This is a genomic window from Microbacterium paludicola (genome assembly GCF_039529675.1).
Classification (GTDB): domain Bacteria; phylum Actinomycetota; class Actinomycetes; order Actinomycetales; family Microbacteriaceae; genus Microbacterium; species Microbacterium paludicola.
The window spans coordinates 24,251-48,588 of sequence record NZ_BAAANG010000003.1 but is presented as its reverse complement, the minus strand read 5'-3'; the positions used below and the strand labels follow the sequence as shown (position 1 = coordinate 48,588).

At 70.8% G+C, this 24,338-nt stretch carries 21 protein-coding genes and 1 tRNA gene; 2 read left to right on the top strand and 20 right to left on the bottom strand.

Annotation, left to right across the window (positions count from 1 at the left end; translation table 11 throughout):
• Nucleotides 1-68: 68 nt before the first annotated feature.
• The 4 genes from ABD161_RS02975 to ABD161_RS02960 all read right to left on the bottom strand — a co-directional run bounded on the left by ABD161_RS02975 (nt 69) and on the right by ABD161_RS02960 (nt 3,903).
• Entirely contained in the window at nt 69-1,106 is a 1,038-nt protein-coding gene (locus ABD161_RS02975; protein WP_343999547.1) for a ribose-phosphate diphosphokinase, read from the bottom strand.
• Nucleotides 1,078-2,544, bottom strand: a complete 1,467-nt coding sequence (gene glmU, locus ABD161_RS02970) for a bifunctional UDP-N-acetylglucosamine diphosphorylase/glucosamine-1-phosphate N-acetyltransferase GlmU (protein WP_343999545.1) — start codon at nt 2,542-2,544, stop codon at nt 1,078-1,080. The genes ABD161_RS02975 and glmU overlap by 29 nt, the downstream gene beginning before the upstream one ends.
• Nucleotide 2,545: 1 nt before the next feature.
• Nucleotides 2,546-2,617, bottom strand: a tRNA-Gln gene (locus tag ABD161_RS02965).
• A 32-nt stretch (nt 2,618-2,649) separates the two neighbouring features.
• Nucleotides 2,650-3,903, bottom strand: a complete 1,254-nt coding sequence (locus ABD161_RS02960) for a TolB-like translocation protein (protein WP_343999542.1) — start codon at nt 3,901-3,903, stop codon at nt 2,650-2,652.
• A 101-nt stretch (nt 3,904-4,004) separates the two neighbouring features.
• On the opposite strand from ABD161_RS02960, the gene ABD161_RS02955 reads away from it, so the two are divergent.
• The gene (locus tag ABD161_RS02955; RefSeq protein ID WP_343999540.1) at nt 4,005-4,514 is read left to right on the top strand and encodes a MarR family winged helix-turn-helix transcriptional regulator; all 510 of its coding nucleotides are present in this window, start codon (nt 4,005-4,007) and stop codon (nt 4,512-4,514) included.
• A 24-nt stretch (nt 4,515-4,538) separates the two neighbouring features.
• Here the strand turns inward: ABD161_RS02955 and ABD161_RS02950 are convergent, their stop codons facing one another.
• From ABD161_RS02950 to ABD161_RS02940, 3 genes are all read right to left on the bottom strand, one after another.
• Complete coding sequence (locus ABD161_RS02950) at nt 4,539-6,329, bottom strand: ABC-F family ATP-binding cassette domain-containing protein (protein ID WP_343999538.1); 1,791 nt, start codon at nt 6,327-6,329, stop codon at nt 4,539-4,541.
• Nucleotides 6,330-6,382: 53 nt separating this feature from the next.
• The gene (locus tag ABD161_RS02945) at nt 6,383-7,132 is read right to left on the bottom strand and encodes a class I SAM-dependent methyltransferase (RefSeq protein ID WP_343999536.1); all 750 of its coding nucleotides are present in this window, start codon (nt 7,130-7,132) and stop codon (nt 6,383-6,385) included.
• Nucleotides 7,133-7,395: 263 nt separating this feature from the next.
• Complete coding sequence (locus tag ABD161_RS02940; RefSeq protein WP_343999535.1) at nt 7,396-8,700, bottom strand: HNH endonuclease signature motif containing protein; 1,305 nt, start codon at nt 8,698-8,700, stop codon at nt 7,396-7,398.
• Between the two features lie 476 nt (nt 8,701-9,176).
• Here ABD161_RS02940 and ABD161_RS02935 point away from each other — a divergent pair, with 476 nt between their 5' ends.
• Complete coding sequence (locus ABD161_RS02935; RefSeq protein WP_343999533.1) at nt 9,177-9,938, top strand: SDR family NAD(P)-dependent oxidoreductase; 762 nt, start codon at nt 9,177-9,179, stop codon at nt 9,936-9,938.
• A 126-nt stretch (nt 9,939-10,064) separates the two neighbouring features.
• Here the strand turns inward: ABD161_RS02935 and ABD161_RS02930 are convergent, their stop codons facing one another.
• From ABD161_RS02930 to ABD161_RS02870, 13 genes are all read right to left on the bottom strand, one after another.
• Nucleotides 10,065-10,859, bottom strand: coding sequence for a DNA/RNA non-specific endonuclease (locus ABD161_RS02930; RefSeq protein ID WP_343999531.1), 795 nt, complete (start codon nt 10,857-10,859; stop codon nt 10,065-10,067).
• Between the two features lie 104 nt (nt 10,860-10,963).
• Nucleotides 10,964-12,082, bottom strand: a complete 1,119-nt coding sequence (locus tag ABD161_RS02925) for a substrate-binding domain-containing protein (protein ID WP_343999529.1) — start codon at nt 12,080-12,082, stop codon at nt 10,964-10,966.
• A 61-nt stretch (nt 12,083-12,143) separates the two neighbouring features.
• Nucleotides 12,144-13,493 carry a multiple monosaccharide ABC transporter permease gene (gene mmsB / locus ABD161_RS02920; protein ID WP_343999527.1) on the bottom strand — a complete coding sequence of 450 codons (1,350 nt, stop codon included), beginning with the start codon at nt 13,491-13,493 and terminating at the stop codon, nt 12,144-12,146.
• Complete coding sequence (gene mmsA / locus ABD161_RS02915) at nt 13,490-15,010, bottom strand: multiple monosaccharide ABC transporter ATP-binding protein (RefSeq protein WP_344000084.1); 1,521 nt, start codon at nt 15,008-15,010, stop codon at nt 13,490-13,492. The genes mmsB and mmsA overlap by 4 nt, the downstream gene beginning before the upstream one ends.
• 171 nt (nt 15,011-15,181) lie before the next feature.
• Nucleotides 15,182-16,177: a LacI family DNA-binding transcriptional regulator gene (locus tag ABD161_RS02910; protein ID WP_343999525.1), complete on the bottom strand. Its 996-nt coding sequence runs from the start codon at nt 16,175-16,177 to the stop codon at nt 15,182-15,184.
• Nucleotides 16,178-16,359: 182 nt separating this feature from the next.
• The gene (locus ABD161_RS02905; RefSeq protein WP_343999523.1) at nt 16,360-17,349 is read right to left on the bottom strand and encodes a DUF2332 domain-containing protein; all 990 of its coding nucleotides are present in this window, start codon (nt 17,347-17,349) and stop codon (nt 16,360-16,362) included.
• A gap of 6 nt (nt 17,350-17,355) precedes the next feature.
• Nucleotides 17,356-18,276 carry an ABC transporter substrate-binding protein gene (locus ABD161_RS02900; RefSeq protein ID WP_343999521.1) on the bottom strand — a complete coding sequence of 307 codons (921 nt, stop codon included), beginning with the start codon at nt 18,274-18,276 and terminating at the stop codon, nt 17,356-17,358.
• A 34-nt stretch (nt 18,277-18,310) separates the two neighbouring features.
• Nucleotides 18,311-19,027 (bottom strand): ABC transporter permease, encoded by a 717-nt coding sequence (locus tag ABD161_RS02895; protein ID WP_343999519.1) that lies wholly within the window; start codon nt 19,025-19,027, stop codon nt 18,311-18,313.
• Nucleotides 19,024-19,680, bottom strand: a complete 657-nt coding sequence (locus tag ABD161_RS02890) for an ABC transporter permease (RefSeq protein WP_343999517.1) — start codon at nt 19,678-19,680, stop codon at nt 19,024-19,026. Before ABD161_RS02890 ends, ABD161_RS02895 begins: the two co-directional genes overlap by 4 nt.
• Nucleotides 19,677-20,507: an ABC transporter ATP-binding protein gene (locus tag ABD161_RS02885; RefSeq protein ID WP_343999516.1), complete on the bottom strand. Its 831-nt coding sequence runs from the start codon at nt 20,505-20,507 to the stop codon at nt 19,677-19,679. Before ABD161_RS02885 ends, ABD161_RS02890 begins: the two co-directional genes overlap by 4 nt.
• 9 nt (nt 20,508-20,516) lie before the next feature.
• Complete coding sequence (locus ABD161_RS02880) at nt 20,517-20,831, bottom strand: DUF427 domain-containing protein (protein ID WP_135112477.1); 315 nt, start codon at nt 20,829-20,831, stop codon at nt 20,517-20,519.
• Nucleotides 20,832-20,884: 53 nt separating this feature from the next.
• Nucleotides 20,885-22,420 (bottom strand): alpha-N-arabinofuranosidase, encoded by a 1,536-nt coding sequence (locus ABD161_RS02875; RefSeq protein WP_343999515.1) that lies wholly within the window; start codon nt 22,418-22,420, stop codon nt 20,885-20,887.
• A gap of 35 nt (nt 22,421-22,455) precedes the next feature.
• Entirely contained in the window at nt 22,456-24,336 is a 1,881-nt protein-coding gene (locus tag ABD161_RS02870) for a glycoside hydrolase family 127 protein (RefSeq protein WP_343999513.1), read from the bottom strand.
• Nucleotides 24,337-24,338 lie beyond the last annotated feature (2 nt).

Here is a 24,338-nt window from a genome sequence, read left to right as displayed (position 1 = left end):
AGCGACAGCGCCCTCGTTCGCGAGTGTCCGGCGCGGAGCGTCGGCGCGAGCGTGCGAGACGCAAAAAACTAAGCAGCCCCGTCGAACATGCTCGTGACGGATCCGTCGTCGAAGACCTCCTTGATCGCGCGGCCAAGCAGCGGCGCGGCGGAGAGGACCGTGAGCTTATCGAAGCGGCGGGCCTCCTCGAGGGGGACGGTGTCGGTGACGACGACCTCGTCGATCGCGTCGTCCTGCAGGCGCTCGGCGGCGGGGTGGCTGAAGATCGCGTGGGTTGCGGCGACGATGACCTTGCGGGCGCCGTTCGCCTTCAGGGCCTGGGCGGCCTTCACGATCGTGCCGCCTGTGTCGATCATGTCGTCGACGAGCAGGCAGGTGCGGCCCTCGACCTCGCCGACGATGTCGTGGACGGTGACCTGGTTGGCGACCTTGGGATCGCGCCGCTTGTGGATGATCGCGAGCGGCGCGCCGAACTCGTCCGCCCAGGTGTCGGCGACGCGGACGCGGCCCATGTCGGGCGACACCACGGTCAGCGTCTCGCGGTCCTCGCCCTGCAGCGACTCCTCGAAGTAGCGCGCGAGGATCGGCTTGGCGAACAGGTGGTCGACGGGGCCGTCGAAGAAGCCCTGGATCTGCGCGGCGTGGAGGTCGACGCTCATGATGCGGTCGGCGCCGGCCGTCGCGATCAGGTCGGTGACGAGGCGGGCCGAGATCGGCTCGCGGCCGCGGCCCTTCTTGTCCTGGCGCGAGTACGGGTAGTACGGGGCGACGACGGTGATGCGCTTCGCCGACGCGCGCTTGAGCGCGTCGAGCATGATGAGCATCTCCATGAGCCACTCGTTGACGGGGCTGCCGAACGTCTGCACGAGGAAGACGTCTGCGCCGCGCATCGACGTCTCGAACCTCGCGTAGATCTCGCCGGATGCGAACGTGCGCCGCTCGGTCGGGGCGAGCTCGATGCCGAGCTGAGCGGCGATCGCGTGCGCGAGCTCCGGGTGCGAACCTCCCGAGACCACGACGAGGCGCTTCTTGGTCTTGGCGACGATCCCGGGCGCGATGCCCTTCTGCCGCTCGTCGTCAGTGGTCGTCCTGCTCTTGCGCGCCATCGGCCGCCTTCTCTGCGCTTCGGGCGCGCTCCGCGGCCTCGGCCGCTGCGGTGCCCGCTCGGTTCTTGTCCACCCACCCCTCGACGTTCCGCTGAGGGGCGACACTCAGGGCGAGAGCTCCGGCGGGGACGTCCTTGCGGATGACGGCCCCGGCGCCGGTCTTCGCACCGGCTCCAATCCTAACGGGCGCGACGAAGACGTTATGGGACCCGGTGTGCACCTCATCGCCGATCTCGGTGCGGTGCTTGGTGATGTCGTCGTAGTTGGCGGTGATCGCGCCGGCGCCGAGGTTGACGCCGCGGCCGATCGTGGTGTCGCCCACGTACGACAGGTGCGGCACCTTCGACCCCTCGCCGATCTGCGAGTTCTTCACCTCGACGTACGTGCCGACCTTGGCGCCCGCGGCGAGCTCGGCGCCCGCACGCAGATACGCGAAGGGTCCCACGGTGGCGCCCGCGCCGATCACTGCCAGGGTCGCGTCGGTCCGGCGGACGCTGGCACCCTCCCCCACCTCGCAGTCGAGCAGGGAGGTGTCGGGGCCGACCGTGGCCCCCTCGGCGATGGTGGTGGCGCCGAGGATGTGCGTGTTCGGGAGGATCGTCACGTCCTGCGCGAGCGTCGCGGTGTCGTCGATCCAGGTGGTCGCCGGATCCTGGACGGTCACGCCCTCGCGCTGCCAGCGGCGGACGATGCGCGCGTTCAGGATGGCCGCGGCCTCGGCGAGCTGCACGCGGTCGTTCACGCCGAGCGCGATGCGCGCATCGGCGGCGGCGCGCGCGGCGACCTGACGGCCACTCTCCCGCAGCAGGCGCACGACGTCGGTGAGGTAGACCTCGCCCTGCGCGTTGGCGGTGCCGACGCGGGCGAGGCTCTCGCGCAGGGATGCGGCGCGGAAGACGTAGACGCCGGCGTTGATCTCGGCGACCGCTGCCTCGTCGTCGCTCGCGTCCTTGTCCTCCACGATGCGGGCGACCGAGCCGTCGGCATCCCGGATCACGCGGCCGTAGCCGGTGGGGTCGTCGAGGGTGGCGCTCAGCAGCGTCGCCTCGACAGCGGCCGCGCGGTGCTCCTCGAGCAGGGATGCGAGGGTGTCGGTCTCGAGCAGCGGCACGTCGCCGCTGAGGACGAGGACGTCGCCGTCGAAGTCGGCGGGGAGGCCGTCGACCGCGAGCTGCACGGCCCGACCGGTGCCCGGGACCTCGTCCTGGTCGACGACCTCGACGCCGGGGATGTCCTCGAGCGCCTGCACGATCCGGTCGCGCTCGTGCCGCACGACGACGCGCACGACCGACGCGGGAAGCTGCTGCGCGGTGTGAAGCACGTGGCCGAGCAGGGTGCGTCCGCCGATCGGGTGCAGCACCTTCGGCAGCGCGGAGCGCATCCTGGTGCCCTGCCCGGCGGCGAGGATGATGATCGCGAGGTCCGTGTTGTCGCTCATGCTCCGCCACCAGGATTCGAACCTGGTCCTCACAGCTCCAAAGGCTGTCGTGCTGCCGTTACACCATGGCGGACCGCGGCCGACGTCGGATGACGGGGCCGCGGATCAAGTCTGCCACCCGCGGCTCGCGGGCTCGGGCGTGTCCGTGGGGGCCGACGGCACCTGCTCGGCGAGCGCCTCCGCGATCGGCGGACGTCGCCGGGGTGTGAGCAGCCAGACGACGCCCGCGGCGAGCGCCGCCGCGACGACCGCGAGCCACAGCGGTGTGCCGCCGCGATCCGCCTGCGCGACGGGCTCCACGCGCCAGGCGGCGACGAGGTCGCGGGCGACGTCGATGCTTCCCATCGCCGCTCCCGTGAAATCGGGACGATAGGTCGAGAACACCTCCTGCGCGCCGGTGGCGACGTCGACCCAGGCGAAGCGCGTGACGTTGTCGCCGCTGCCGTCGCCTCCCGCCACCAGGACCGTGCCGGCGTCGCGCCATCCGATCGCCGAGGAGTACTGCGGGTCGACGGGATGGCTGACGACCGTGGGCACGACTCCCGCGACGTCGACGACGTGCACCTCGCCGACGTCGGTCGCCGCGAACCGCGCGCCGTCCGGGGCCCACGCGTCCCCGTCGATGTACCACTGCCCGTCGCCGATCCCCTCCGCGAGGACGCTCCCATCCGCGTCGAGGAGCATCAGCCCGTTGCCGGTCCGCGCGACGATGCGCGAGCCGTCCGGCGAGAGCGCGGCGCTGTTGACGTCCCGCACCTGCTCGAGCGCGGTGATCTCCCCCGATGCGAGGTCGAGGATCGAGAGGCCGACGTGCAGGCGGAACTCGGCGTCGGTGTAGCGGCTGATCTCCTTGTCGTCGGTGAGCAGCAGCACCGTGTCCCCGGCGATGCTCGTCGGCATCGCGTGGCGGCCCTCGCCGATGTCGAATGACCGTTCGGATCCGTCGGCGAGCGTCACGGCCAGCACGTCGCCGCGGCCGCCCGGGCCCGCGACCAGGGCGAACGTTCCGTCGTCGGAGAGCAGTGACCGCGCCGGATCTCCCTGATCTGCGCGCGCGGACCGCCGCTCGGCCACCGACAGCCGGCGGTAGGTGCTGCCGTCGGCGCCGAGCGCGATCGCCTGCGGCAGGTCGAGGAACTCGACGCCGATGCCGTTCTGGTAGATCGCGCTCGCGGCCGGCACCTCGCCCGGCGCGAGGGCGGCGGTCCACCAGGAGTATGCCGACACCTCCGTGGGGAACAGCGGCTCCGCCGCCGGCTGCGGCCTGGTGCCCTCGGCAACCAGGGCGGGTACGGCGATCGCGGCGCACACCACGACGGCCGCCAGCAGCGCGGGCAACGGGCTGCGTCGTGTGCTCATGGGTCCTCCGTGCGCTCAGCGTAGGGGCCGCCCGGCGGCGATGGCAGGCGCGCAGGGTGAACGTCCCGTGTCCAGACCCCACGTGTCAATACACTGAGCGGATGGCATCCGAGACGGACGAGGTCGACCGCATCGTCGGCGCGTGGGCGCAGCAGCGCCCCGATCTCGACTTCTCGCCCATGGAGGTGCTCTCGCGCGTCGACCGGCTCTCACGTCACCTCGACCGCGCCCGGCGGGATGCCTTCCGTCGCACGGACATCGAGCCGTGGGAATGGGACGTGCTCTCTGCCCTGCGGCGCGCAGGCCATCCGTATCAGCTGAGCCCCAAGCAGCTGCTGCAGCAGACGCTGGTCTCGAGCGGCACGATGACGAACCGGATCGACCGCCTCGTCGGGCGACGCTTCGTGCATCGTGAGGCGGATCCGGACGACGGTCGCAGCGTGCTGGTGACCCTCACGGAGGACGGGCGCGTGCGCGTCGACGCCGCGATCACGCGCCTCATGGATGCCGAGGCCGAGCTGCTCGATCGCCTGTCGGGCTCCGAGCGCGAGCGCCTCGCGACGCTGCTGCGCCGTCTGAGCCTCGGGTTCGACACGGCTCCCGAGGCGTGAGCGGCGAACCCGCCTGGACCGGCGTCAGCCGATCTCCTCGGTGAGCTCGAACCAGCGCTCCTCGGCCGCGGCGATCTCGTCCTCCAGGGCGGCGATCGCCTCCATCTCGCGCGCGAGGCCGGCGTAGTCGGACTGGTCGTGGTCCGCCAGGGCGGCGCGGGCGGCTCCCGCCTGCTCGGTGAGCTTGGCGATCCTGCGCTCGAGCGCCGTGACCTCCTTCTGCGCGGCACGGAGTTCCGCTCCGCCCAGTCCGCTGGGCGTGGCGGCCGCGGACTCCGCGGGCTTCCCGGACGACGACTGCTCGAGCTGGCGCAGGCGCAGGTACTCGTCGACGCCGCCCGGCAGGTGGCGCAGGCGCCCGCCGAGGATCGCGTACTGCTGATCCGTGACGCGCTCGAGGAAGTACCGGTCGTGGCTGACGACGATCAGGGTTCCCGGCCACGAGTCGAGCAGGTCCTCCATCGCCGCGAGCATGTCGGTGTCGAGGTCGTTGGTCGGCTCATCCAGGATCAGCACGTTCGGCTGGTCGAGCAGGATGAGCAGCAGCTGCAGGCGACGCTTCTGCCCGCCCGAGAGGTCCTTGACGGGCGTCGACAGCTGGGCACTCGAGAAGCCCATGCGCTCGAGGAGCTGCCCGGGGCTGAGCTCGGCGGCCTGCGATCCCGAGCCGAAGGTGTACGTGGTGCGGAGGCGGCTGATGACGACGCGCACCGGTTCGGCGAGGTGCTCCTCGAGCTCGTCGAGGCGCTGCGTGAGGGTCGCGACCTTCACCGTCTTGCCGCGCTTGACGCGCCCCTCCGTCGGGTCGACGGTGCCGGCGATCAGGCTCAGCAGCGTCGACTTGCCCGCACCGTTCACGCCCAGGATGCCGGTGCGCTCGCCCGGGGCGAGGCGCCACTCGACGTCGCGCAGCACCTGCTTGTCGCCGTACGCGACCGAGACGTCCAGCAGGTCGACGACGTCCTTGCCCAGGCGCGAGACCGCGAGCGACTGCAGCTCGGTCTTGTCGCGGATCTCGGGGACGTCCTCGATCAGCTGGTTGGCGGCGTCGATCCGGAACTTCGGCTTCGACGTGCGGGCGGGGGCGCCGCGGCGCAGCCACGCGAGCTCCTTGCGGGCGAGGTTCTGGCGGCGCTGCTCGATCGCGGCCGCCTGCCGGTCTCGCTCGACGCGCTGCAGGATGTACGCCGCGTAACCGCCCTCGAAGGGCTCGACGATGCGGTCGTGGACCTCCCAGGTCGCGGTGCAGACCTCATCGAGGAACCAGCGGTCGTGGGTCACGGTCAGCAGGCCGCCGGCGTTCGGCGCCCACCGCTTCTTCAGGTGGTCGGCGAGCCATGCGATCGCCTCGACGTCGAGGTGGTTGGTGGGTTCGTCGAGGGCGAGGATGTCCCAGTCGCCGGCGAGCAGGGCCGCCAGGGCGACGCGGCGGCGCTGGCCGCCGGAGAGCGTGCCGAGCAGCGCGTCCCACGGGAGGTCGCCGAGCAGGCCGGCGATCACGTCGCGCACCTTGGGGTCGCCCGCCCAGACGTGCTCGGGGATGTCTCCCACGACCGCCTGGCCGATGGTGACGTCATCGGGCAGCGTGTCGGCCTGGTCGAGGACGCCGATCGTGACGCCGCCGCGCACCGTCACGCGCCCCGCGTCGGGCTCGCGTCGCCCGGCGAGCATCGCCAGCAGGCTCGACTTGCCGTCGCCGTTGCGGCCGACGATGCCGATCCGGTCGCCCTCGTTCACGCCCAGCGAGATGGAGTCGAAGACGACCTTGGTCGGGTACTCGAGGTGAAGGGCCTCGGCCCCCAGAAGATGCGCCATATCCCTTCCAGCGTATGGGGTCTCGGCTGGGCGGACGCCCCGCCCAGCGAGGCCTACGGCCGGCCGACGGCGAAACGGAAGGCGTTGGCGAAGCGGTAGCCGCCCGCTGAGGTGCGGAACGGGGCGGACGCCTCCCGCACGACGCGCGCGAACTCCTCGATCGTCGCGTCGTCCTCGCCGAACAGGATGCCGCGGACGAGCGCGCCGTCATCCGGCGCCTCCCACGTGACGTCGACGATTCCTGCCGCGACGACGTGGAGCCCGGCGTCGGTGAGCCAGGCCTCGAGTCCGCCGGGAAGCCGGTAGTCCGGGTCCTCGCCGGGTTCCTCGTCGTGGGCGGCGGCGAGGGCGTCCTCGACCGTCTCGATGTCGTTACGGGAGGTCTCCGCCCAGCTCGCGATGCCGATCGCGCCGCCCGGTGCGAGGACGCGTGCCGCCTCATGGAGGGCCGCCACGTGGTCTTCTGCGAACTGGAGCGAGTTGACCGCGAGCACGGCGTCGAAGGCGCCGTCGGGAAACGGCAGCGCCTCGAACCCGCCGAGGCGCACGTCCGCGCCGGGGGCGTGCTCGCGAGCGAGTTCCACCATCCGCGGCGCCGGATCCGCGCCCGCCACCACGAATCCCTCGGACGTGAGGTGCGCGAGCAGTTGGCCGCTGCCGCATCCGACGTCGAGCACGCGCGCGCCCGGCGCCACGGCGGCGCCGCTGAGGAGCGCCGGCCACACGGGCCGCGCGGATGCCGCCCAGTAGGTGCTCCAGTCGTCCGCCGCCGCCGACCAGATCTCCGCGATGTCGTCGCTCATGCCGCCACGCTACTGCGAGGTCGCGGGCTGTCGGTCGCCTCAGACCGCCTGTGGGACCGGTGCGGTGGTGGGTTCCGCTGCGGCAGGGGGCCGTCGGCAAACTTGGGGCCCGGTTCGCAGGCTCACCCCTAGTTTTCCGCCGCCCCCCCTGCCTCCGCTGGCCCGCGGGCGGTTCACCGTCCCCAGTCGTTGAGCGAGCGGAGCGAGTCGAAGTGTCGAAACGCCGCACCCCGCAAACGGCACCAACGCACTAACCCCGCTGATCAGAAGGGTGGTGGGTCGTCGCTGAGGTGCAGGTCGGGCATGAGGATCTCGGCTTCGGCTTCGAACCTGACCATCGGGGTCGGTTTGTAGGCGTAGACGCGTCCGAGCGGGCTGATGTATTCGGTGAGTCCGTCGGGTCCCTGCCGCATTCCCCATGGGGAGTGGTGCTTCAGGCGGTGGTGGGCTTCGCAGAGGTGGGCGGTGTTGGTCACCGCGGTGGGACCGCCCCTCGAGTAGGGGGTGGTGTGGTCGATGTCGCAGCGCCTGGCGGGTTGCCGGCATCCGGGGAACCGGCAGTGCTCGTCCCGCGCTACCAGGAACCGGCGTTGCGCGGCGGTGGGGGTGTAGGCGTCGACGGTGTCGAGGGCGCCGGTGTCCTTGTTCTCCCACAACCGCACCCACAAGGTCGCGTTGCCGGCCAGGCGACGGGCGGTGTCGGGGTCGATCGGCCCGTATCCAGTGAGGAACGCCGCCTCATCCCCGATCCCGGTGACCGTGTCGACGGGGATCGTCACCTGCACGGTGGCGCGGATCGCGTCCAGGCCGTCACCGGCGGTGGGGGTGCCCGTCAGGACGAGGTCGGTGAGCACGTCCGCACGGTGGTGATCCAAGGTGCGGGTGTCGCCGGTGCCGGCGGCGCGGGCGACGGCCTTGTTCTTCACCGCCATCTGCGTGACCCGGTCATGCATCGCATAGACCGTCACGGCGGGCCCGACGTATCGGAACTCTCCCATCCCGTTCTCCAGCGGGCTCACCCACGCCCCGCGCTGTGCCATCGCCTCCTCCTGCCGCACCGCCAGCGGCACCGGATCGATCCGCTCCGCCACGGACCGGACGAGAGACCGCAGCTGGCCCGCGGTCATCTGCTCGGCCCGGGGGACGACGATGCCCTCGTACTCCGCGCGGGAATCATCATCGAGGCGTTCTCCGGCGGCGACGATCGCCTTCGCGTGGGGCTCGCTGATCCGCCCGGCCTGCAATGCGGCGAAGGTGGTGGGGAACTCGACGACGAGGGTGAGGGCCTCGGCCATCCGGGTGCGGATCGTCCCATCCGGAATGCGGGTGGCGGCACCGAGTTCGGCGGCCATGGAGCGGGTGGCGAAGTCGTACTCCGACTCCGACCCACTCCGACGAGCCTGCGCCGCAGCGACCTCCGCCAACCCGACCAGCACCTGCGCCTGCTCGGCCCGCGCGCGGGCGATCTGCTGCTCCAACTCCACGTACTCATCCACCAGAACCGATGCGCGCGCGTTCTCCTCCGCCGTGGCGATCCACGGATCCGGGGCGAACGCTGGTGAGGTCATGAGGCAAGTCTGACAGGGGCCACCGACATTCCACCGTCGCGGAAACGCCTGATCCCCGGTGGTTTCGATTGTGGAGAAACGACCGGCTCGGGGAGGGCTGTGGACGAGGCAACAGGCCGTGGCACTCAGCCCCACGGGTGAGCCCGGGGCGGTTTCGACACTTCGACTCGCTTCGCTCGCTCAGTGCGGCGCTCGCTCCGCTCGCTCAACCCGTTTCGACTCGCTCCGCTCGCTCAACGACCGGGTGGTGCGAACCGCCCTCGGCGCAGCGGAGGCGAGGGGTTCGGCGGCGAAGTAGGGGTGAGCCTGCGAACCGGGCCCCAACTTCGCCGACGTACCCCCGCCGCAGCGGAACCCCCACGACAGCGTCCGCGAACAGCACAACCGTTTCGACTCGCTTCGCTCGCTCAACGACCGGCAGGCGCCTCGCCCCAGGGGCCTCGCCCGAGGGGCGAGAAGGGGACAGACTGCTGAGCATGCGCATCACGGGATCCCACGCCGTCGTCACAGGAGGGGCGTCCGGGCTCGGGCGCGCCACCGCCGCGCGGCTCGCGGCACGAGGAGCGCGCGTCTTCCTTCTCGACCTCCCCGGCTCCCGCGGCGAGGAGACCGCCGCCGAGATCGGCGACGCCGCCACCTTCGTCCCCTGCGATGTGACGCAGGTCGAGGATGTGCGCGCCGCCGTCGCCGCGGCATCGGCCGACGGCCCCTTGCGCATCGTCGTGAACTGCGCCGGCGTCGCCACGCCCGGCAAACTCCTCGGCCGCGATGGGCCCCTCCCCCTCGAGACCTTCCTGCGCGTCGTGACGATCAACCTGGGCGGCACCGTCAACGTCGCCGCGCAGGCCGCGGCCGCGATCGCGCAGACCGAACCCGTCGACGGCGAGCGCGGCGTGATCATCAACACCGCGTCGGTCGCGGCCTTCGAGGGCCAGATCGGCCAGATCGCGTACAGCGCGTCGAAGGCGGGCGTCGCGGGCTTCACCCTCCCAGCTGCCCGCGAACTCGCCTCCAGCCTCATCCGCGTCGTCACGATCGCCCCTGGGCTGTTCGAGACGCCGATGATGGCCGGCCTGCCGCCGCAGGCGCAGGAGTCGCTCGCCACCAAGACCCCGCATCCCGCACGCCTCGGCCGCCCGGACGAGTACGCCGCGCTCGCGGAGCACATCGTCGAGAACCCGATGCTGAACGGCGAGACGATCCGCCTCGACGGCGCGATCCGCCTCGAGCCGCGGTGAGCTCAGTCGTCGGATCCACGGCTCGGTCGTCGGGTCGACGGTGCGGATGACGTCGGCTGAGGCTCATGCGCATCACCCGCCCCACGCCTCCGACGACTGAGCGCGGCCTCCGACGACCGGCCGGCGTCAGAGCCGGATGTCCCCCGCCGCGGTGAGCTCGCGCCACGGCTCGGCCCGCACCGCCGACGGCAGCACGTCGGCCGCGACGAGCGGGTCGAGACCCAGGCCGGTGAGCTCGGCGATGTCGGCCACCGGCACCTGGAACGTGCGGAACGGACCGAGGTCGGGGACCTCCGCGGCGACCCCCTGCTCGATCTCGTCGACGTCGATCACGGGCGACTGATCGAGCACGAAGCCGGCGGCACGCAGCTCGCCGTATCGCACCCAGGCCGCGATCTTGAAGAAGCGCAGGGGAACCAGGATGCCCCGGTACGGCAGGTCGTCGGCACCGAGCACGGGCGCCGTGAAGACGGAGATGCGCTGGTCATGCGCATCCGCGTACTCGAGCACGTGATCCTCGAGACCGACCCACAGCTCCTCCGACTGGTTGAAGCCGGACGCCTGCGGCGCGGCGTTCGTGTAGTGGAACGTGTCGCTGTTCGCCTGCCGAGCATCCTCACCCCACACGGGGTCACGGCGTCGCACGAGGTGGCCGCGGTCGAGGTCGTTGCGCGAGTAGACCTCGGGCCCCGCCTGCCACTCAGCCGGGATCCGCTCATCCAGGCGCCAGTCGTCACCACGCGGCACGTCGACCAGCGCCGCCCCGTCGATGTTGACGGCGGTCAGCCGCGCGAGCCGGCGATCCCGATCGAGGATCACCGTGAAGTGCGTGTAGTCGAGCGGCACGGCCGTGCCCTGCGCCTCGGCGGGCACGGTGGGAAGCGGCAGGTCGGCATCCAGGAAGTCCGGCGAGTAGCCCATGCCCCGACCCTAGAAGCCACCTCCGACACGGGCGAGGGCCGCCGGATGAACTTCCGACGGCCCTCGCGTGACGGAACTCCGCGCGGGGAGGATCCGGGGACTTCTCAGTAGGACTGGACGATCTCGAGGAGGCTCGGGACGTTGGCGTAGGCCTCTTCCGCGTTCTCCTTCGTCACGATCACCGGGTCGAGCAGGTACGCCGGGACGACCTTCACGCCGTTGTCGTACTGCTCGGTGTCGTTGACGTCGACCTCCTCGCCCTTCTGGAGCTGACCGATCATCTTGATGGTCTGGTCGACGAGGAGCGCGGTGTCCTTGTTGATCGTGGAGTACTGCCTGTCCTCCATGATCCACTTCACCGACTCGACCTCGGAGTCCTGACCGGTGACGACCGGCTGCTTCTTGCCGGCCTGCTCGACCGAGGTCAGGATGGCGCGGGCGAGCGTGTCGTTGGGCGACAGCACGCCGTCGAGCTCCTTGTCGCTGTAGGTCGACGTCAGGATGCCGTCCATGCGCTCCTGCGCGTTCTCGGCGAGCCAGCCCTGCGTGGCGGTCTGACCGATCTCGGTCTGGCCCGAGCCCACGACGAGGGTGCCGTCGTCGATCTTCGGCTGCAGGACGTCCATCGCACCGTTGAAGAACACGGCCGAGTTGGCGTCGTCCGGCGAGCCCGAGAACAGCTCGATGTTGTACGGCGCCTCGTGACCGGCGTTCTTCTCGAGGCCCTCGAGCAGCGCCTCGCCCTGCAGCTGGCCGACCTTGAAGTTGTCGAACGCGACGTAGTAGTCGACGGCCTCGGTGTTCTCGATGAGGCGGTCGTAGGCGATCACGTACGCGCCGGCATCGCGAGCGGCCTCGACCTGCGTGGCGAGCTGCTTGCCGTCCTTGGCACCGATCACGATGACCTTGGCACCCGAGGTGACCATCGCCTGGATCTGGTTCGCCTGCTCGGCGACCGTGTTGCTGGCCGGTGCGTACTGCACGTCGGCCTGGAAGCCGGCGTCCTCGAGACCCTGCGTGAACAGGTCACCCGCGAGCACCCAGTTCTCGCTGGTCTTGTCGGGCAGCGCGACGCCGATGCGCGCGCCTTCCTCGAACCCGGCCGGGGCCTCGGACTCGCCGGGAGCCGCACCACCGGTGCCGCCGCGCTCCGAGGAGCAGCCCGTCAGGCCCAGCGCGAGCGCCGCGACCGCCGCCGTGGCGGTGAGAGCGATCTTCTTCATGTGATTCACAACTCTTTCTCTGTGCACAGTGCGTTCTGTGTGAGGGGAACGAGATCGCGACTCAGCTGCGAGTCGAGGTCTCCTTCTTCCGCGCCGCGGTCGTCGCGGCGGGAGTCTGGATGTCGCCGGAGAAGTCGGCGATCGCCTTGCGTCGGTTCATCAGGAACCCGATGACCGACGGCCGGCCCTGCTGCTTGTTCCAGACGTCGATGCCGACGGCGATCAGCAGCACGAGGCCCTTGATCATCTGCACCTGCGACTGGTCGACACCGAGCAGCGACAGACCGTTGTTGAGGAACGCCATCACGAGGCCACCGATGATCGAGCCGATCACGGTGCCGATGCCGCCCGAGACCGCCGCGCCGCCGATGAAGACCGAGGCGATCGCGTCGAGCTCCCAGCCGTTGCCGTCCTGCGGGCCCGAGGCGGTCGCGCGGGCGACGTAGATCATGCCGGCGACCGAGGCCAGGACCGACATGTTCATCATCACGAAGAAGTCGACCCAGCGGTCCTTGACGCCCGACAGTCGCGCGGCCTGACGGTTGCCGCCGACCGCGTAGATGTGGCGACCGAAGACGGTGCTGTTCGTGAGGAACGAGTAGATGATGACGAGGACGAGCAGGATGATGCCCGACACGGGGAAGCTGGTTCCCTCGCGGCCGGTGGCGAACATCCATCCTGCCCCGAGGATGACGGCCGCGAGCAGCACCATCTTCGTCACGCTGACCCACAGCGGGGCCTTCTCGGCGCCCATCTTGGTCTGCACGCGACGCAGGCGCAGCTCGTTGAACACGATCCACGCGACGCCGAGCAGAGCCAGGATCATCGTGGGCACGTTGAACGGAAGCGGGATGGCGATCTCCGGCAGGTAGCCGGCGCCGATGTAGACGAACTCACGCGGCACAGTGACGGACTGCGAGTCGCCGATCCACTGGTTCGCACCGCGGAAGAACAGCATGCCGGCGAGCGTCACGATGAACGCCGGCACCCCGACGTAGGCGACCCAGAAGCCCTGCCAGGCGCCGACGAGCACGCCCACGCCGAGGCCGAGGAGGATCGCGAGCGGCCAGGGGAGGTTCCAGTCGGCCATCGCCTTGGCGACGATGATGCCGGTGAACGCCGCGACCGATCCGACCGACAGGTCGATGTGGCCCATGATGATGACCATCACCATGCCGATCGCCAGGATCAGGATGTACGAGTACTGGTTGACGACGTTGATGAGGTTGCCGCTGGAGAGCGTCAGGCCCGTGCCGCGGAAGATCAGCGTCAGCACCTGGAACAGCAGGATGATGACGATCAGCGCGCCGAGGATGCCGAACTGGCGCGAGACGGACTGGCTGCCGCCGAACATCGTGCGGATGTCGCTGAAGCGGAAGCCGCGGTGCTCGGTCTGCGTGGTGCTGGTCATGCGATTGCTTTCTGGCTCAGGGAGGTCATGCTGCGCATGAGCGCCTCGGGGGTCGCGTCTGCGGCGTCGAGGCAGTCGGTGATCCGACCCTCGAAGACGGTGTAGATCCGGTCGCTGATGCCGAGCAGCTCGGGAAGCTCGCTCGAGATCACGATCACGCCCTTCCCCGCCGCGGCGAGATCGTTGATGATCTGGTAGATCTCGTACTTCGCGCCGACGTCGATGCCGCGGGTCGGCTCGTCGAGGATCAGCAGGTCGGGGTCGGTGAACATCCACTTCGCCAGCACGACCTTCTGCTGGTTTCCGCCGGAGAGCGTCGCGACGCCCGTGCCGACGCTGGGCGTCTTGATCCGCAGGGCCTTGCGGTAGTCCTCCGCGATGCGGTGCTCGAGCCGCTCGTCGACGACGCCGCGCTGGGAGATCTTGGAGAGCTTGGCCGAGACGGTCGAGCGCTTGATCGTGTCGAGCAGGTTCAGGCCGAGCACCTTGCGGTCCTCGCTGACGTAGGCGAGGCCGTGGCGGATCGCCGACGACACGTCGGGAAGCTCGATCTCCTGGCCGTCCTTGATGATCGTTCCCGACACGTACTCGCCGTACGAGCGGCCGAAGATGCTCATCGCCAGCTCCGTGCGACCGGCGCCCATCAGGCCCGCGATGCCGACGACCTCGCCGCGGCGGACGTTGAGGCTCGAGCCCTTCACGACGTAGCGCTCGGAGACCGTGGGGTGGCGCACGACCCAGTCGCGCACCTCGAAGAAGACCTCGCCGGGGTGCGACTCGCGGTCGGGGTACCGGCTCTCGAGCGAGCGGCCGACCATCCCGCGGATGATCCGGTCCTCGTTGATCTCGCCCTTGGTGATGTCGAGCGTCTCGACCTTGCGGCCGTCGCGGATGATCGTGATCTCGTCCGCGATCTGCTCGATCTCGTTGAGCTTGTGACTGATGATGATCGACGAGATGCCGCGGCCCTTGAGCCCCAGGATCAGGTCGAGCAGGTGCTGCGAGTCGTCCTCGTTGAGGGCGGCGGTCGGCTCGTCGAGGATCAGCAGCTTGACGTCCTTGTTGAGCGCCTTGGCGATCTCGACGAGCTGCTGCTTGCCGACGCCGAGCGCCTTCACCTGCGTGTCGGGGTCGTCGCGCAGACCGACGCGGGCGAGCAGCTCGGTCGCGCGCATCCGCGCGGTGCGCCAGTCGATCGCGAGACCCGAGCGCACCTCGTTGCCGAGGAAGATGTTCTCGGTGATCGACAGCTCGGGGATCAGCGCGAGCTCCTGGTGGATGATCACGATGCCCGCGGCCTCGCTGGCGCGGATGTCGCGGAAGCGCATCTCCTCGCCGCGCAGCAGGATGTCGCCGGTGTAGGTGCCGTACGGGTACACACCCGACAGCACCTTCATCAGGGTCGACTTGCCCGCGCCGTTCTCACCGCAGATCGCGTGGATCTCGCCCGACTGCACGGTGAGGCTCACGTGGGAGAGGGCCTTGACGCCGGGGAACTCCTTCGAGATGTCGCGCATCTCCAGGATGGGCGGCGACACCGCCGGGAAGGCTGCCGTATTGCTCACTTCGACCTCGCTGTCTGGGTCACACCTTCTCCTCGTTCATCGAGGAACCTCATTCGTCGAGGTTTTGTGACCGTTCACATCGGAGTACATCGTGCATCTCTCCGAGCCGCATGTCAAGCCGCGTCAGCTGCGCCAGGGGGCGGCGCTGGATGCGCGCCGCAGCAGCCGCGCCTCGAGAAGACCGAACGTCGGGGTCTTCTCGCCCCGGATGTCGGCGAGCAGCAGCTCGACCGCCCGCCGCCCGAGCTCGGGGAAGTCCTGGTGGACCGTCGTCAGCGGCGGCCAGACATGCGGCGCGACCGGGATGTCGTCGAAGCCGACGACGCTGACGTGCCCCGGGACGTCGAGACCGGCGTCGCGGAAGCCGTGCATCAGGCCGATCGCCATGAGGTCGTTCGCCGCGAACACGGCGGTGAAGTCGCCGCGGCGGGCGAGCTCGAGGCCCGCGAAATGGCCGAAGTCCGCCGTCCAGTCGCCGCGGATGGGGGCGATCGTCGGCAGGTCGGCGTCGCGAAGCGCGTCGAGATACCCGCGCATGCGCGACTCGGCCTCGATCCAGTCCTGCGGCCCCGCGAGGTGCACGATGTCGCGGTGGCCGAGCTCGATGAGGTGCGCCGTGGCGAGTCTCGCCCCCTCGACCTGATCGGCCGCGAGGCTCTCGCCCGTCGCGCCCGATGCGGTCTGCAGGCTCACGAACGGGACGTCGATCGCCATGCCGCGCAGTACATGGAACACGCGCACCTGGGGCGCGAGCACGACGATTCCGGCGATCTGCTCGCGCACGAGCTGGCGCACGGCCGCCCCGATCGCCTCGGGCGTCGTCGCGGGCAGGTTCACGGTCGTGACGGAGTACCCCTCGGAGCGCGCCGCCTCCTCGATGGTGGCGATGGACGACGCGGGGCCGAACTCGCCGATCGTCGCCGACATCACGCCGATGACGTTGGAGCGACTGGTGACGAGGGCGCGCGCGGCGAGGTTCGGCCGGTAGTCGAGCACCGAGATCGCGTCGAGCACGCGCTGCTTGGTCTCGGGCCGGATGCTCGGGTGATCGTTGAGCACACGCGACACCGTCTGGTGCGAGACGCCCGCGAGGCGCGCGACGTCGCGGATGCTCGGCATCCGCGTACGCTCCGACGCCTGTTCCACGAGTGCTCCCCTAGCTCGGTTGGCCCCGGCAGCTGCGCCCGGACCCGACCCGCTGCGCCTGACGCGCGGCGTGCGGATGTGCACGTTCACACCCGTCGGTTCATTATGCCGGGATCGCGGCGCGAGCGCACACGACCGCGTCGCCGGGCGAGGCGTCAGCGGAGCCAGTGAAGCGATCGGCCGTGCTGGTCGGCGAACGCGACCTGCTCGCCGTCGATGCCGAGCAGCAGCTGCGCCGGAGGGGCATCAGCGCTCATCCCGGGGATGACGCCGGATGCCTCCAGGCCGACCCAGCGGCAGCGCCCTTCCGCGACGCGCTCGCGCATGTCGGCGGCGAAGGCGCGGCGATCCTGCTCGTCGAGGTACATCAGCACAACGCTGTGGAACACAACGACCGCGGCGCGGCCATCCGTCTCCTCGTGGGCCTGCCGGATCAGCGCATCGAGGTCGGCCCGCAGGTCGCCCCGGACGACGGGCGGCGGATCCTGCCGGGCGAGCGTCACTCCCGCGCGCAGCCGCGCGAGGCGGTCGTGCTGCTCGGGCCACACGAGCGTCTCGAGCCAGCGCACCTGCTCGTCGTCGCGCACATCGATCGGATCGAGATCGAGCCCGCGCCGCCACAGCACCTGGGGACGTTCGAGGGGCAGCCGCGCCGGACCCGTGACCTCGGTCGCGAGCTCCGGCTCCCCCGGCGCGCCGAGGATGTGCTCGCCCATCGGCGTCCGCCAGCGGTACGCCCATCGGTCGGGAAGCAGACACAGTCCCGCCGACGCGCCGACCTCGATCAGGGCGAGCGGCCGCTGACCCGCGGCGAGCGCGAGCGCCGGCAGCAGCGCGCCGAGCCTGCCTGCCTCGTTCGTCTGCGTTGCGTGCGTGAGGATCGTCTCGCGGATCTCCGGGCCGTCGTCGCCGAGCAGCGCGTCGCGCAGGCCGTCATACGGGCCGGGCGCCGGCACACCGTGACGGCGCGCGGCGGCGAAGACGAGGTTCGGCTGCCGCTTCAGGGGCGGCAGCTCGTCGAGCCAGGCCATCACCCGATCGTCGTCCGCTGCGGCGAGCGCCCAGTCGGCGAAGGTCTCGGACGCGCCCGCCGCGTAGCGCGCGAAGTCGCGGTACGCGGCCCGGGTCTCCCCGAAGAGGTCCATCTCGGCTCAGTCGAGGCCGTTGTCCGCGAGCCACTCCGTGGCGATCTCGGCGGCCGAGCGCTGCTCGACGGTGTTCTGCACGTTCAGCGCCACGAGTCCCTCCGGCGTGAGCGCCGCGCTGACCGGGTCGATCACGTCCGCGATCTCGTCGGCGATGTCGCTGGACGCGATCGGCACCACATTCGAGGACAGGATGAGCCCCTCGGGATCGGCGAGCGGCACGAGGTCCTCGGTCTCGATCTGCGGGTCGGCCGTGTACACGTTCGCCACATCGATCGTCCCGGCGAGCAGATCCTCGACCGTGGTGTCACCCGTCGCCGAGAACTCGAGATCGACACCGTAGACCTCCTTGGCGCCCTTCGGCCCGTACGGCCGCTCCTCGAGCTCGGGCGGTCCGCCGAGCGTCAGCGGGCCCTCGACCTCGGCGAGGTCGCCGATGGTCTCGAGGCCGTGCTCCTCGGCGAATGCCGCAGTGACCGTGTAGGAGTCCTGATCCGTCGCCGTCGACTGCTCGAGCGCGGTCAGGTTCTCGGGCAGCGCCTCCGTCAGCGCGGCGTAGACGTCATCCGGCGTGCGCGCCTCGGTGTCCTCGTCGAGGAACTGCAGCAGGTTGCCGCTGTACTCGGGGAAGAGCTGGATCTCGCCGCTCTCGAGCGAGGGAAGGTACGCGTCGCGCTGGCCGATGCTGAACTTGCGCTCGACCTCGAAGCCCTTCGCCTCGAGCGCCTGCGCGTAGATCTCGGCGATGATCTCGTTCGAGGGATACGTCTGCGAGCCGACGACGATCGCGTCGCCGGAGGCCGGGGCGGATGCCTCTCCCGACGGCTCGGCGAGGGGATCGCTCGATCCGCACCCCGCGAGCGCCATCGTGAGCGCAAGTCCGATGGCGCCGCCGACCGCGCCCCGCTTCATCCCGTTCAATGCCATGACCCAGGTCCCTTCCCGTCGTCCTGCGCCGAGCCTACGCCGGGGCAGGGACACGGGGACCGGTCCGCGACAGAATGCGTGGACCGCCGCGCAGGTGCCGCGGCACCGCGGCCCGCTGCAGCAGGGCGAACACCCCGTCGAGCACGAGCGCCAGCGCCGCGACGGCGATCGCGCCCCCGAGCACCTGCTCGAAGCGGCGCAGCTGCAGTCCCTGGATGATGTCGTAGCCGAGGCCGCCGAGGTTGACGTAGGCCGCCAGGGTCACGGTGGCAACGACCTGCAGCACCGCGGATCGCAGACCGGCGACGAGCAGCGCGAGCCCGAGCGGCGCCTCGATGCGCCACAGGATCTGCCACTCGCTCATCCCCTGCGCCCTGCCCGCATCGATGATCCGCCGGTCGATCGCCTCGAGCCCCGAGTAGGCGCCCGCGAGGATCGGCGGGATCGCCAGCAGCACAAATGCGATGAGCGCCGCCTCCGGCTTGCGCGTCACGCCGAGCACGAGCACCAGCAGCAGGATCAGGCCGAAGGACGGGATCGCCCGCGCCGCTCCCGAGATCCCCACGGCGAGTTCGCGCCCGCGCCCGGTGTGGCCGATCGCCCAGCCGGCCGGGATCGCGACCGCCGCGGCGATGGCGACCGCGGCGAACGTGTACGCGAGGTGGGCGAGGAACGCCGCCGGCAGCGGATGCGAGCCCTCGAGCCTGTCGGGCGAGAACAGCCACGCAAGCGCCTCCAGCAGCAGGTTCACGCGTTCGCCCCCTTCGGCGCGACGACGCGCGCCCACGGAAGCAGCACACGGCCGGCGAGCACAAGCAGCAGATCGACGATCAGCGCGACGATCGCCACGGCGACGACCCCCGCGAGGATCTCCTCGACGATGCGGCGCTGGAAGCCGTTCGTGAACAGGTAGCCGAGGTTCGTCACCCCGATCAGGATGCCGACGGTCGCGAGCGCGATCGTGCTCACCGCCGCGACCCGCAGGCCCGCGAGGATCACGGGGCCCGCCAGCGGCAGCTCGACCCCCCAGAACCGCCGCACCGGCCCGTAGCCGACCGCCACCGCGGCCCGGCGCACGTCGCCGTCGACCGAGTCGAAGCCGTCGGCGACGGCGCGCACGAGAATGGCGACCGCGTAGATCGTCAGGGCGAGCATGAGATTCAGCTCGCTGAGCGCGCTGATCCCGAAGATCACGGGAAGAAGCGGCAGCAGCGCGAGCGAGGGAAGCGTGTAGAGCAGTCCCGTCACGGCGATCACCGGCCCCCGCAGCACGCGCCACCGGTGCGCCGCCCACCCCAGTGGCAGCGACAGCAGCAGGCCCCACAGGATCGGCAGCAGGCTCTGCCGCAGATGCTCGACCGTCAGCGACAGGATCAGCCCGACATTGTCGGCGATCCAGGTCATCCGTCGTCTCCGCCGCGCAGCACTCCCTGCACCCGGCCGTCGCGGTCGACGACGACGCTTCCCTGCGGGGTGCGGCGCACGTGGAGTTCGCGCCGTCCTCCCCCGACGAAGTCGGCGACGAAGTCGTCCGCGGGAGCCGTCAGGATCTCGGCCGGCGTCCCGCGCTGCACGATCCGCCCGCCGGTGGCCATAACGACCACCTCGTCGCCGAGCAGGAACGCCTCATCCACGTCGTGGGTGACGAACAGGATCGTCTTCCCCAGTTCGCGCTGAAGACGCAGCAGCTCCTGCTGCAGCTCGCGGCGGACGATCGGATCGACCGCGCCGAACGGCTCGTCCATCAGCAGGATGTTCGGATCGGCCGCGAGCGCCCGTGCGACTCCCACACGCTGCTGCTGCCCTCCGGACAGTTGAGAGGGGTATCTGCTCGCGAACCGCGGGTCGAGGCCCACGACCTCCATAAGCTCGAGGGCGCGCTCGCGTGCCTCGCGCCTGCCGACGCCGTTCAGCACGGGAACCGTGGCGATGTTGTCGATCACGCGGATGTGCGGCAGCAGGCCCGCCTGCTGCATGACGTAGCCGATCCGGCGACGCAGGGCGACCGGATCCCGGTCCTTCACGTCCTCGTCGTCGATCAGGACCGATCCGGACGTCGGGTCGACCATCCGGTTCACCATGCGCAGGAGGGTGGTCTTGCCGGATCCCGACGACCCGAGGAGCACGACGGTCCGGTGGGACGGCACCGTCAGGCTGACGTCATCGACCGCGACGATCTCTCCGCGCCCGTCGGCGTAGGTCTTCCGGACGGACCGGAACTCGATGCTCACGCTGCCCGCTCAGGGAAGGATGGTGACCTCGTCGCCGAAGGCGACGTAGCCCGAGAAGTCGACGCCGACCCGCTCGATCGCGCTGTGCAGCGGCGTCGGATAGCTCCAGGCGGCGTCGATCGACTCGTCGTGGACGTCGCCCTGGGAGTGCCGCAGCGTCCAGTACTGGCACTCGCCCTTCCAGGGGCACGTGTACGGCGTCGGGCTCGCGTGGAACATCGAGCGGTCGAGGGAGTCCGGCGGGAAGTACCGGTTGCCCTCGATCTCGACGATCCGATCGTCCGGGGTGTCGGCGACCACATGGTCGCGCCAGAGTGCGCGCATGCAGCGAGCGTAGCCCGGTCCGCCGACGTCCGGGCGGTTCGTGCGCGGATTGCTCAGGCCAGCTCGAGCGCCACCGTGACGTACGAATGCGCGGGAAGGTCCACCTCGAGTCCGCGCTCGCTCGGGCGCACCCCGTCGTGAGCGCGCGGTGCGACGTCCGACGGCCGGTCGGGCGTGTTGTGCGCCCCGAGCCCCTCCGCCCCGAGGATCCGCGCGGAGTGGCCGATCACCTGTCGGCCCCGCAGATCCAGGAGGACCGTGCGGCCGGATTCCGCGTCGAGATTCGACAGCGAGACGAGCGCCGTGTCGCCCGTGGTCGAGGCCGACGCCGACGCCGAGACGAGCGGCAGCTCCCGGCCTGCGGCCGTGAGCGTGGGGACGTCGCGCAGATGGACGGCGAGGGCGTCGGCGTCGTGGTGCTCGGTGTTCATCTCGAACACGTGGTACGTCGGCGTGAGCACAAGCGCGCCGCTGTCGGGGTCGGTCAGGATCATCGCCTGCAGCACGTTGACGGTCTGCGCGATGTTCGTCATCACCACGCGGTCGGCGTGGGAGTGGAACGCGTCGAAGTGCACCGAGGCGACGAGCGCATCGCGCAGGGTGTTCTGCTGGTACAGGAAGCCCGGGTTGGTGCCCGGTTCCACGTTCCACCACGTGCCCCACTCGTCGACGACGAGGCCGACCTTGCGGTGCGGGTCGTAGCGGTCCATGACGGTCGAGTGCCGCGTCAGCAGCTCGTGCATCCGGTGGGCGCGCGCGAGCGTCGTGTACCACTCGTCGACGGTGAACTCGGTGGCGCTGCCCTTGTCGGCCCAGTCGCCGCTCATCGTGTAGTAGTGAAGCGAGAGGGCCTGGAACGGCGCGACCGGGGCCGCCGGATCGGCCGCGAGATCGCCGAACGAGCGCATCAGCGTCTCGGTCCAGTGGTAGTCGGCGGTGTCGGCCCCCGCCGCGATCCGGTACAGCTCGTTGCCGCCGTGGTTCCGCGCGTACGTCGCGTACTGGCGGGCGAGCGCCGAGAAGGTCTCGACGCGCATGTGGCCGCCGCAACCCCAGGCCTCGTTGCCGAGGCCCCAGAACGGCACCTTCCACGGCTCATCCCGCCCGTTGGCGCGGCGCAGCGCGGCCATCGGCGAGTCGTCGCCGCGCGTGAGGTACTCCACCCACTCGGACATCTCCTGCACGGTTCCCGACCCGACGTTGCCCGAGATGTAGGGGTCGGCGCCGAGCAGCTCGCACAGGTCCATAAACTCGTGCGTGCCGAACGAGTTGTCCTCGACCACGTCTCCCCAGTGCGAATTGACCATCCGGGGCCGCTGATCGCGCGGGCCGATTCCGTCGCGCCAGTGGTAGTCGTCGGCGAAGCAGCCGCCCGGCCACCGCAGGTTCGGGATCCGGATCGCGCGCAGCGCGTCGACGACGTCTGACCGCAGGCCCCGCTCGTTGGGGATGTCCGAGTCCTCGCCGACCCAGAACCCGCCGTAGATGCAGCGCCCGAGGTGCTCGGCGAAGTGGCCGTACACGTGGCGCGAGATGGTGGGCCCGGGCAGGTCGAGGTCGATGATCGCGGTGGTCGTCGGCGTGCTCAAGGTCGCTCTTTCCTTCTGTGGATGCGGATTGTCGGTCACGGGGTGGGGAGCCACACGCGCATCGCCCCCGGCGCGCGGTTGCCCCAGGTGGCGAAGGGGATTGCGGTGACGTCGTGCTCGCCGCGCGCCGTCGCCGGCGGACCCGAGCGGTACAGGTCGTCGGGCGCGGCGGCCTCGGCGCACCGCAGGCGGAGCGTGCCGCCCTCGCCCTCGACGGGTGCGACCGGCAGCAGGACGAGGTCATCCACCTGGAGCGTCTCGGGAAGATCCGCCTGCTCCACGCAGTAGACGAGCGGGCCGCGCTCGACCGCCAGCGCGCCGCGGAGCGCATCCACGCGGTGATGGGCTCGGGTGAAGCGCGGCGTCAGGTCGAGCTCCAGGCGGTAGCGCGCGCCGGGCGCCAGCGGGACGGTCGCGTAGCCGTCCGCCTCGCGCGGGTGCGCGCCGTCCGCGGCCTCGAGCGACCAGGCGGACGACCAGCTCGGCACCCGCACGCGCAGCACGGCCCCGGTGGCGACGTCGCCCGCGACCTCGATGTCGACCCGGCCGTCGGCCGGATACTCCGTGCGCACCCTGACCGTGCCCGAGCCGAGCGGCGCCGGGAGGTCGATCTCGGCATCCGCGAGCTGATGGATCCAGAGCGCGCCGTCCGTCGCCGACGCGACGTACGCCCCGAGCTGCGCCACCGTCCGTGCGACATTCGGCGGGCAGCACGCGCACGAGTACCAGGACGTGCGCTGCCGCGGCGCGTTCTCCTCCGAGTGACGGTCGGGGCGCTGCTGCAGCGGGTTGGCGTAGAAGAATCGCGTTCCCGACGCGTCGACGGCCGCGGCGAGCGCGTTGTGCACCTCGCGCTCGATCGTCTCGGCGTAGCGCGCGGGCCCCGCGGCGCCGTCCGCGAGCAGCATCCGCCACGTCCAATGGATGTCCGCGACGGTCGCGCAGGTCTCGGCGTAGGCCCGCTCGGACGGCAGCTCGTAGTCGTCGCCGAACGCCTCGTCGCGGTGCCGCGCACCGAAGGCGCCGGTGAGGTACATCTTCCGCTCGTGCACGCTCGCCCACTGCGCGTCCATCGCCGCCCGGAGGCCGGGGTCGTCGGCCTCGAGCAGCACATCGGTCACGCCGGCGTTCAGGTACAGCTGGCGCACCGCGTGGCCGATGGCGGTCGTCGCCTCGCGCACGGGGACGTGGTCCTGGAAATACTGGGGGCCGAAGGCGCCGGCTGGGAGGATCCCCCGGCCTCGCAGATCGATCATCTTCGCCGCGAACGCCAGGTACCGCTCCTCCCCGGTGAACCGGGCGAGCTCGACGAGGGCCGTCTCGATCTCGGGGTGCCCGCAGATCGCATCCTGCCGTCCCGGGCCGAAGAGGTCGTCGAGCAGGTCGGCGAAACGGCGGGCGATGTCGAGGAGATCCGTGCGCCCGGACGCCCTCGCGAGGGCCACGGCCGCCTGGATCAGATGGCCGGCCACGTACATCTCGTGGGTCCACTCCTGCTCGGCGAACCGCTTCTCGGGATGCACCCCCTGGATCCAGGTGTGCACGTATCCATCCGGCTCCTGGACCCGGGCGACGAGCGCGATCACGTCGTCGAGCCACGCCTCGTGCCGCCGCTCGCCGCTGCGCGCGGTCTCCCACGCGACGGCCTCGATCGTCTTGTAGAGGTCGGAGTCGGCGAACACGAACCCGCGGTGGGCTGCGTCCGACTCCCCCACGATGCGGCGGAAGTTGTCGAGCACTCCCGAGGACTCCACCTGCGCGATGCAGTGAGGGATGGTCGCTTCCGCGTTCAGTCGCTGCCATCGCCCGAGGGCACCGCCGCGCAGACGCACGGCCGGCACGGCGAGGGGCCGGTGCCGGGTCGCCGCCATCGGGGCGGCGGGAGCGACGAGCTCGGACGCGACGGGGGCGTGCACGT

Coding starts and splice junctions, on each gene's coding strand:
- ABD161_RS02890 (WP_343999517.1), bottom strand. CDS start 19,680: ATGACCTGGATCGCCGACAATGTCGGGCTGATCCTGTCGCTGACGGTC.
- ABD161_RS02950 (WP_343999538.1), bottom strand. CDS start 6,329: ATGGCGCATCTTCTGGGGGCCGAGGCCCTTCACCTCGAGTACCCGACC.
- ABD161_RS02960 (WP_343999542.1), bottom strand. CDS start 3,903: ATGAGCACACGACGCAGCCCGTTGCCCGCGCTGCTGGCGGCCGTCGTG.
- ABD161_RS02935 (WP_343999533.1), top strand. CDS start 9,177: ATGCGCATCACGGGATCCCACGCCGTCGTCACAGGAGGGGCGTCCGGG.
- glmU (WP_343999545.1), bottom strand. CDS start 2,544: ATGAGCGACAACACGGACCTCGCGATCATCATCCTCGCCGCCGGGCAG.
- ABD161_RS02955 (WP_343999540.1), top strand. CDS start 4,005: ATGGCATCCGAGACGGACGAGGTCGACCGCATCGTCGGCGCGTGGGCG.
- mmsA (WP_344000084.1), bottom strand. CDS start 15,010: ATGCGCGACATCTCGAAGGAGTTCCCCGGCGTCAAGGCCCTCTCCCAC.
- ABD161_RS02910 (WP_343999525.1), bottom strand. CDS start 16,177: ATGCCGAGCATCCGCGACGTCGCGCGCCTCGCGGGCGTCTCGCACCAG.
- ABD161_RS02925 (WP_343999529.1), bottom strand. CDS start 12,082: ATGAAGAAGATCGCTCTCACCGCCACGGCGGCGGTCGCGGCGCTCGCG.
- mmsB (WP_343999527.1), bottom strand. CDS start 13,493: ATGACCAGCACCACGCAGACCGAGCACCGCGGCTTCCGCTTCAGCGAC.
- ABD161_RS02930 (WP_343999531.1), bottom strand. CDS start 10,859: ATGGGCTACTCGCCGGACTTCCTGGATGCCGACCTGCCGCTTCCCACC.
- ABD161_RS02900 (WP_343999521.1), bottom strand. CDS start 18,276: ATGGCATTGAACGGGATGAAGCGGGGCGCGGTCGGCGGCGCCATCGGA.
- ABD161_RS02880 (WP_135112477.1), bottom strand. CDS start 20,831: ATGCGCGCACTCTGGCGCGACCATGTGGTCGCCGACACCCCGGACGAT.
- ABD161_RS02905 (WP_343999523.1), bottom strand. CDS start 17,349: ATGGACCTCTTCGGGGAGACCCGGGCCGCGTACCGCGACTTCGCGCGC.
- ABD161_RS02945 (WP_343999536.1), bottom strand. CDS start 7,132: ATGAGCGACGACATCGCGGAGATCTGGTCGGCGGCGGCGGACGACTGG.
- ABD161_RS02975 (WP_343999547.1), bottom strand. CDS start 1,106: ATGGCGCGCAAGAGCAGGACGACCACTGACGACGAGCGGCAGAAGGGC.
- ABD161_RS02940 (WP_343999535.1), bottom strand. CDS start 8,700: ATGACCTCACCAGCGTTCGCCCCGGATCCGTGGATCGCCACGGCGGAG.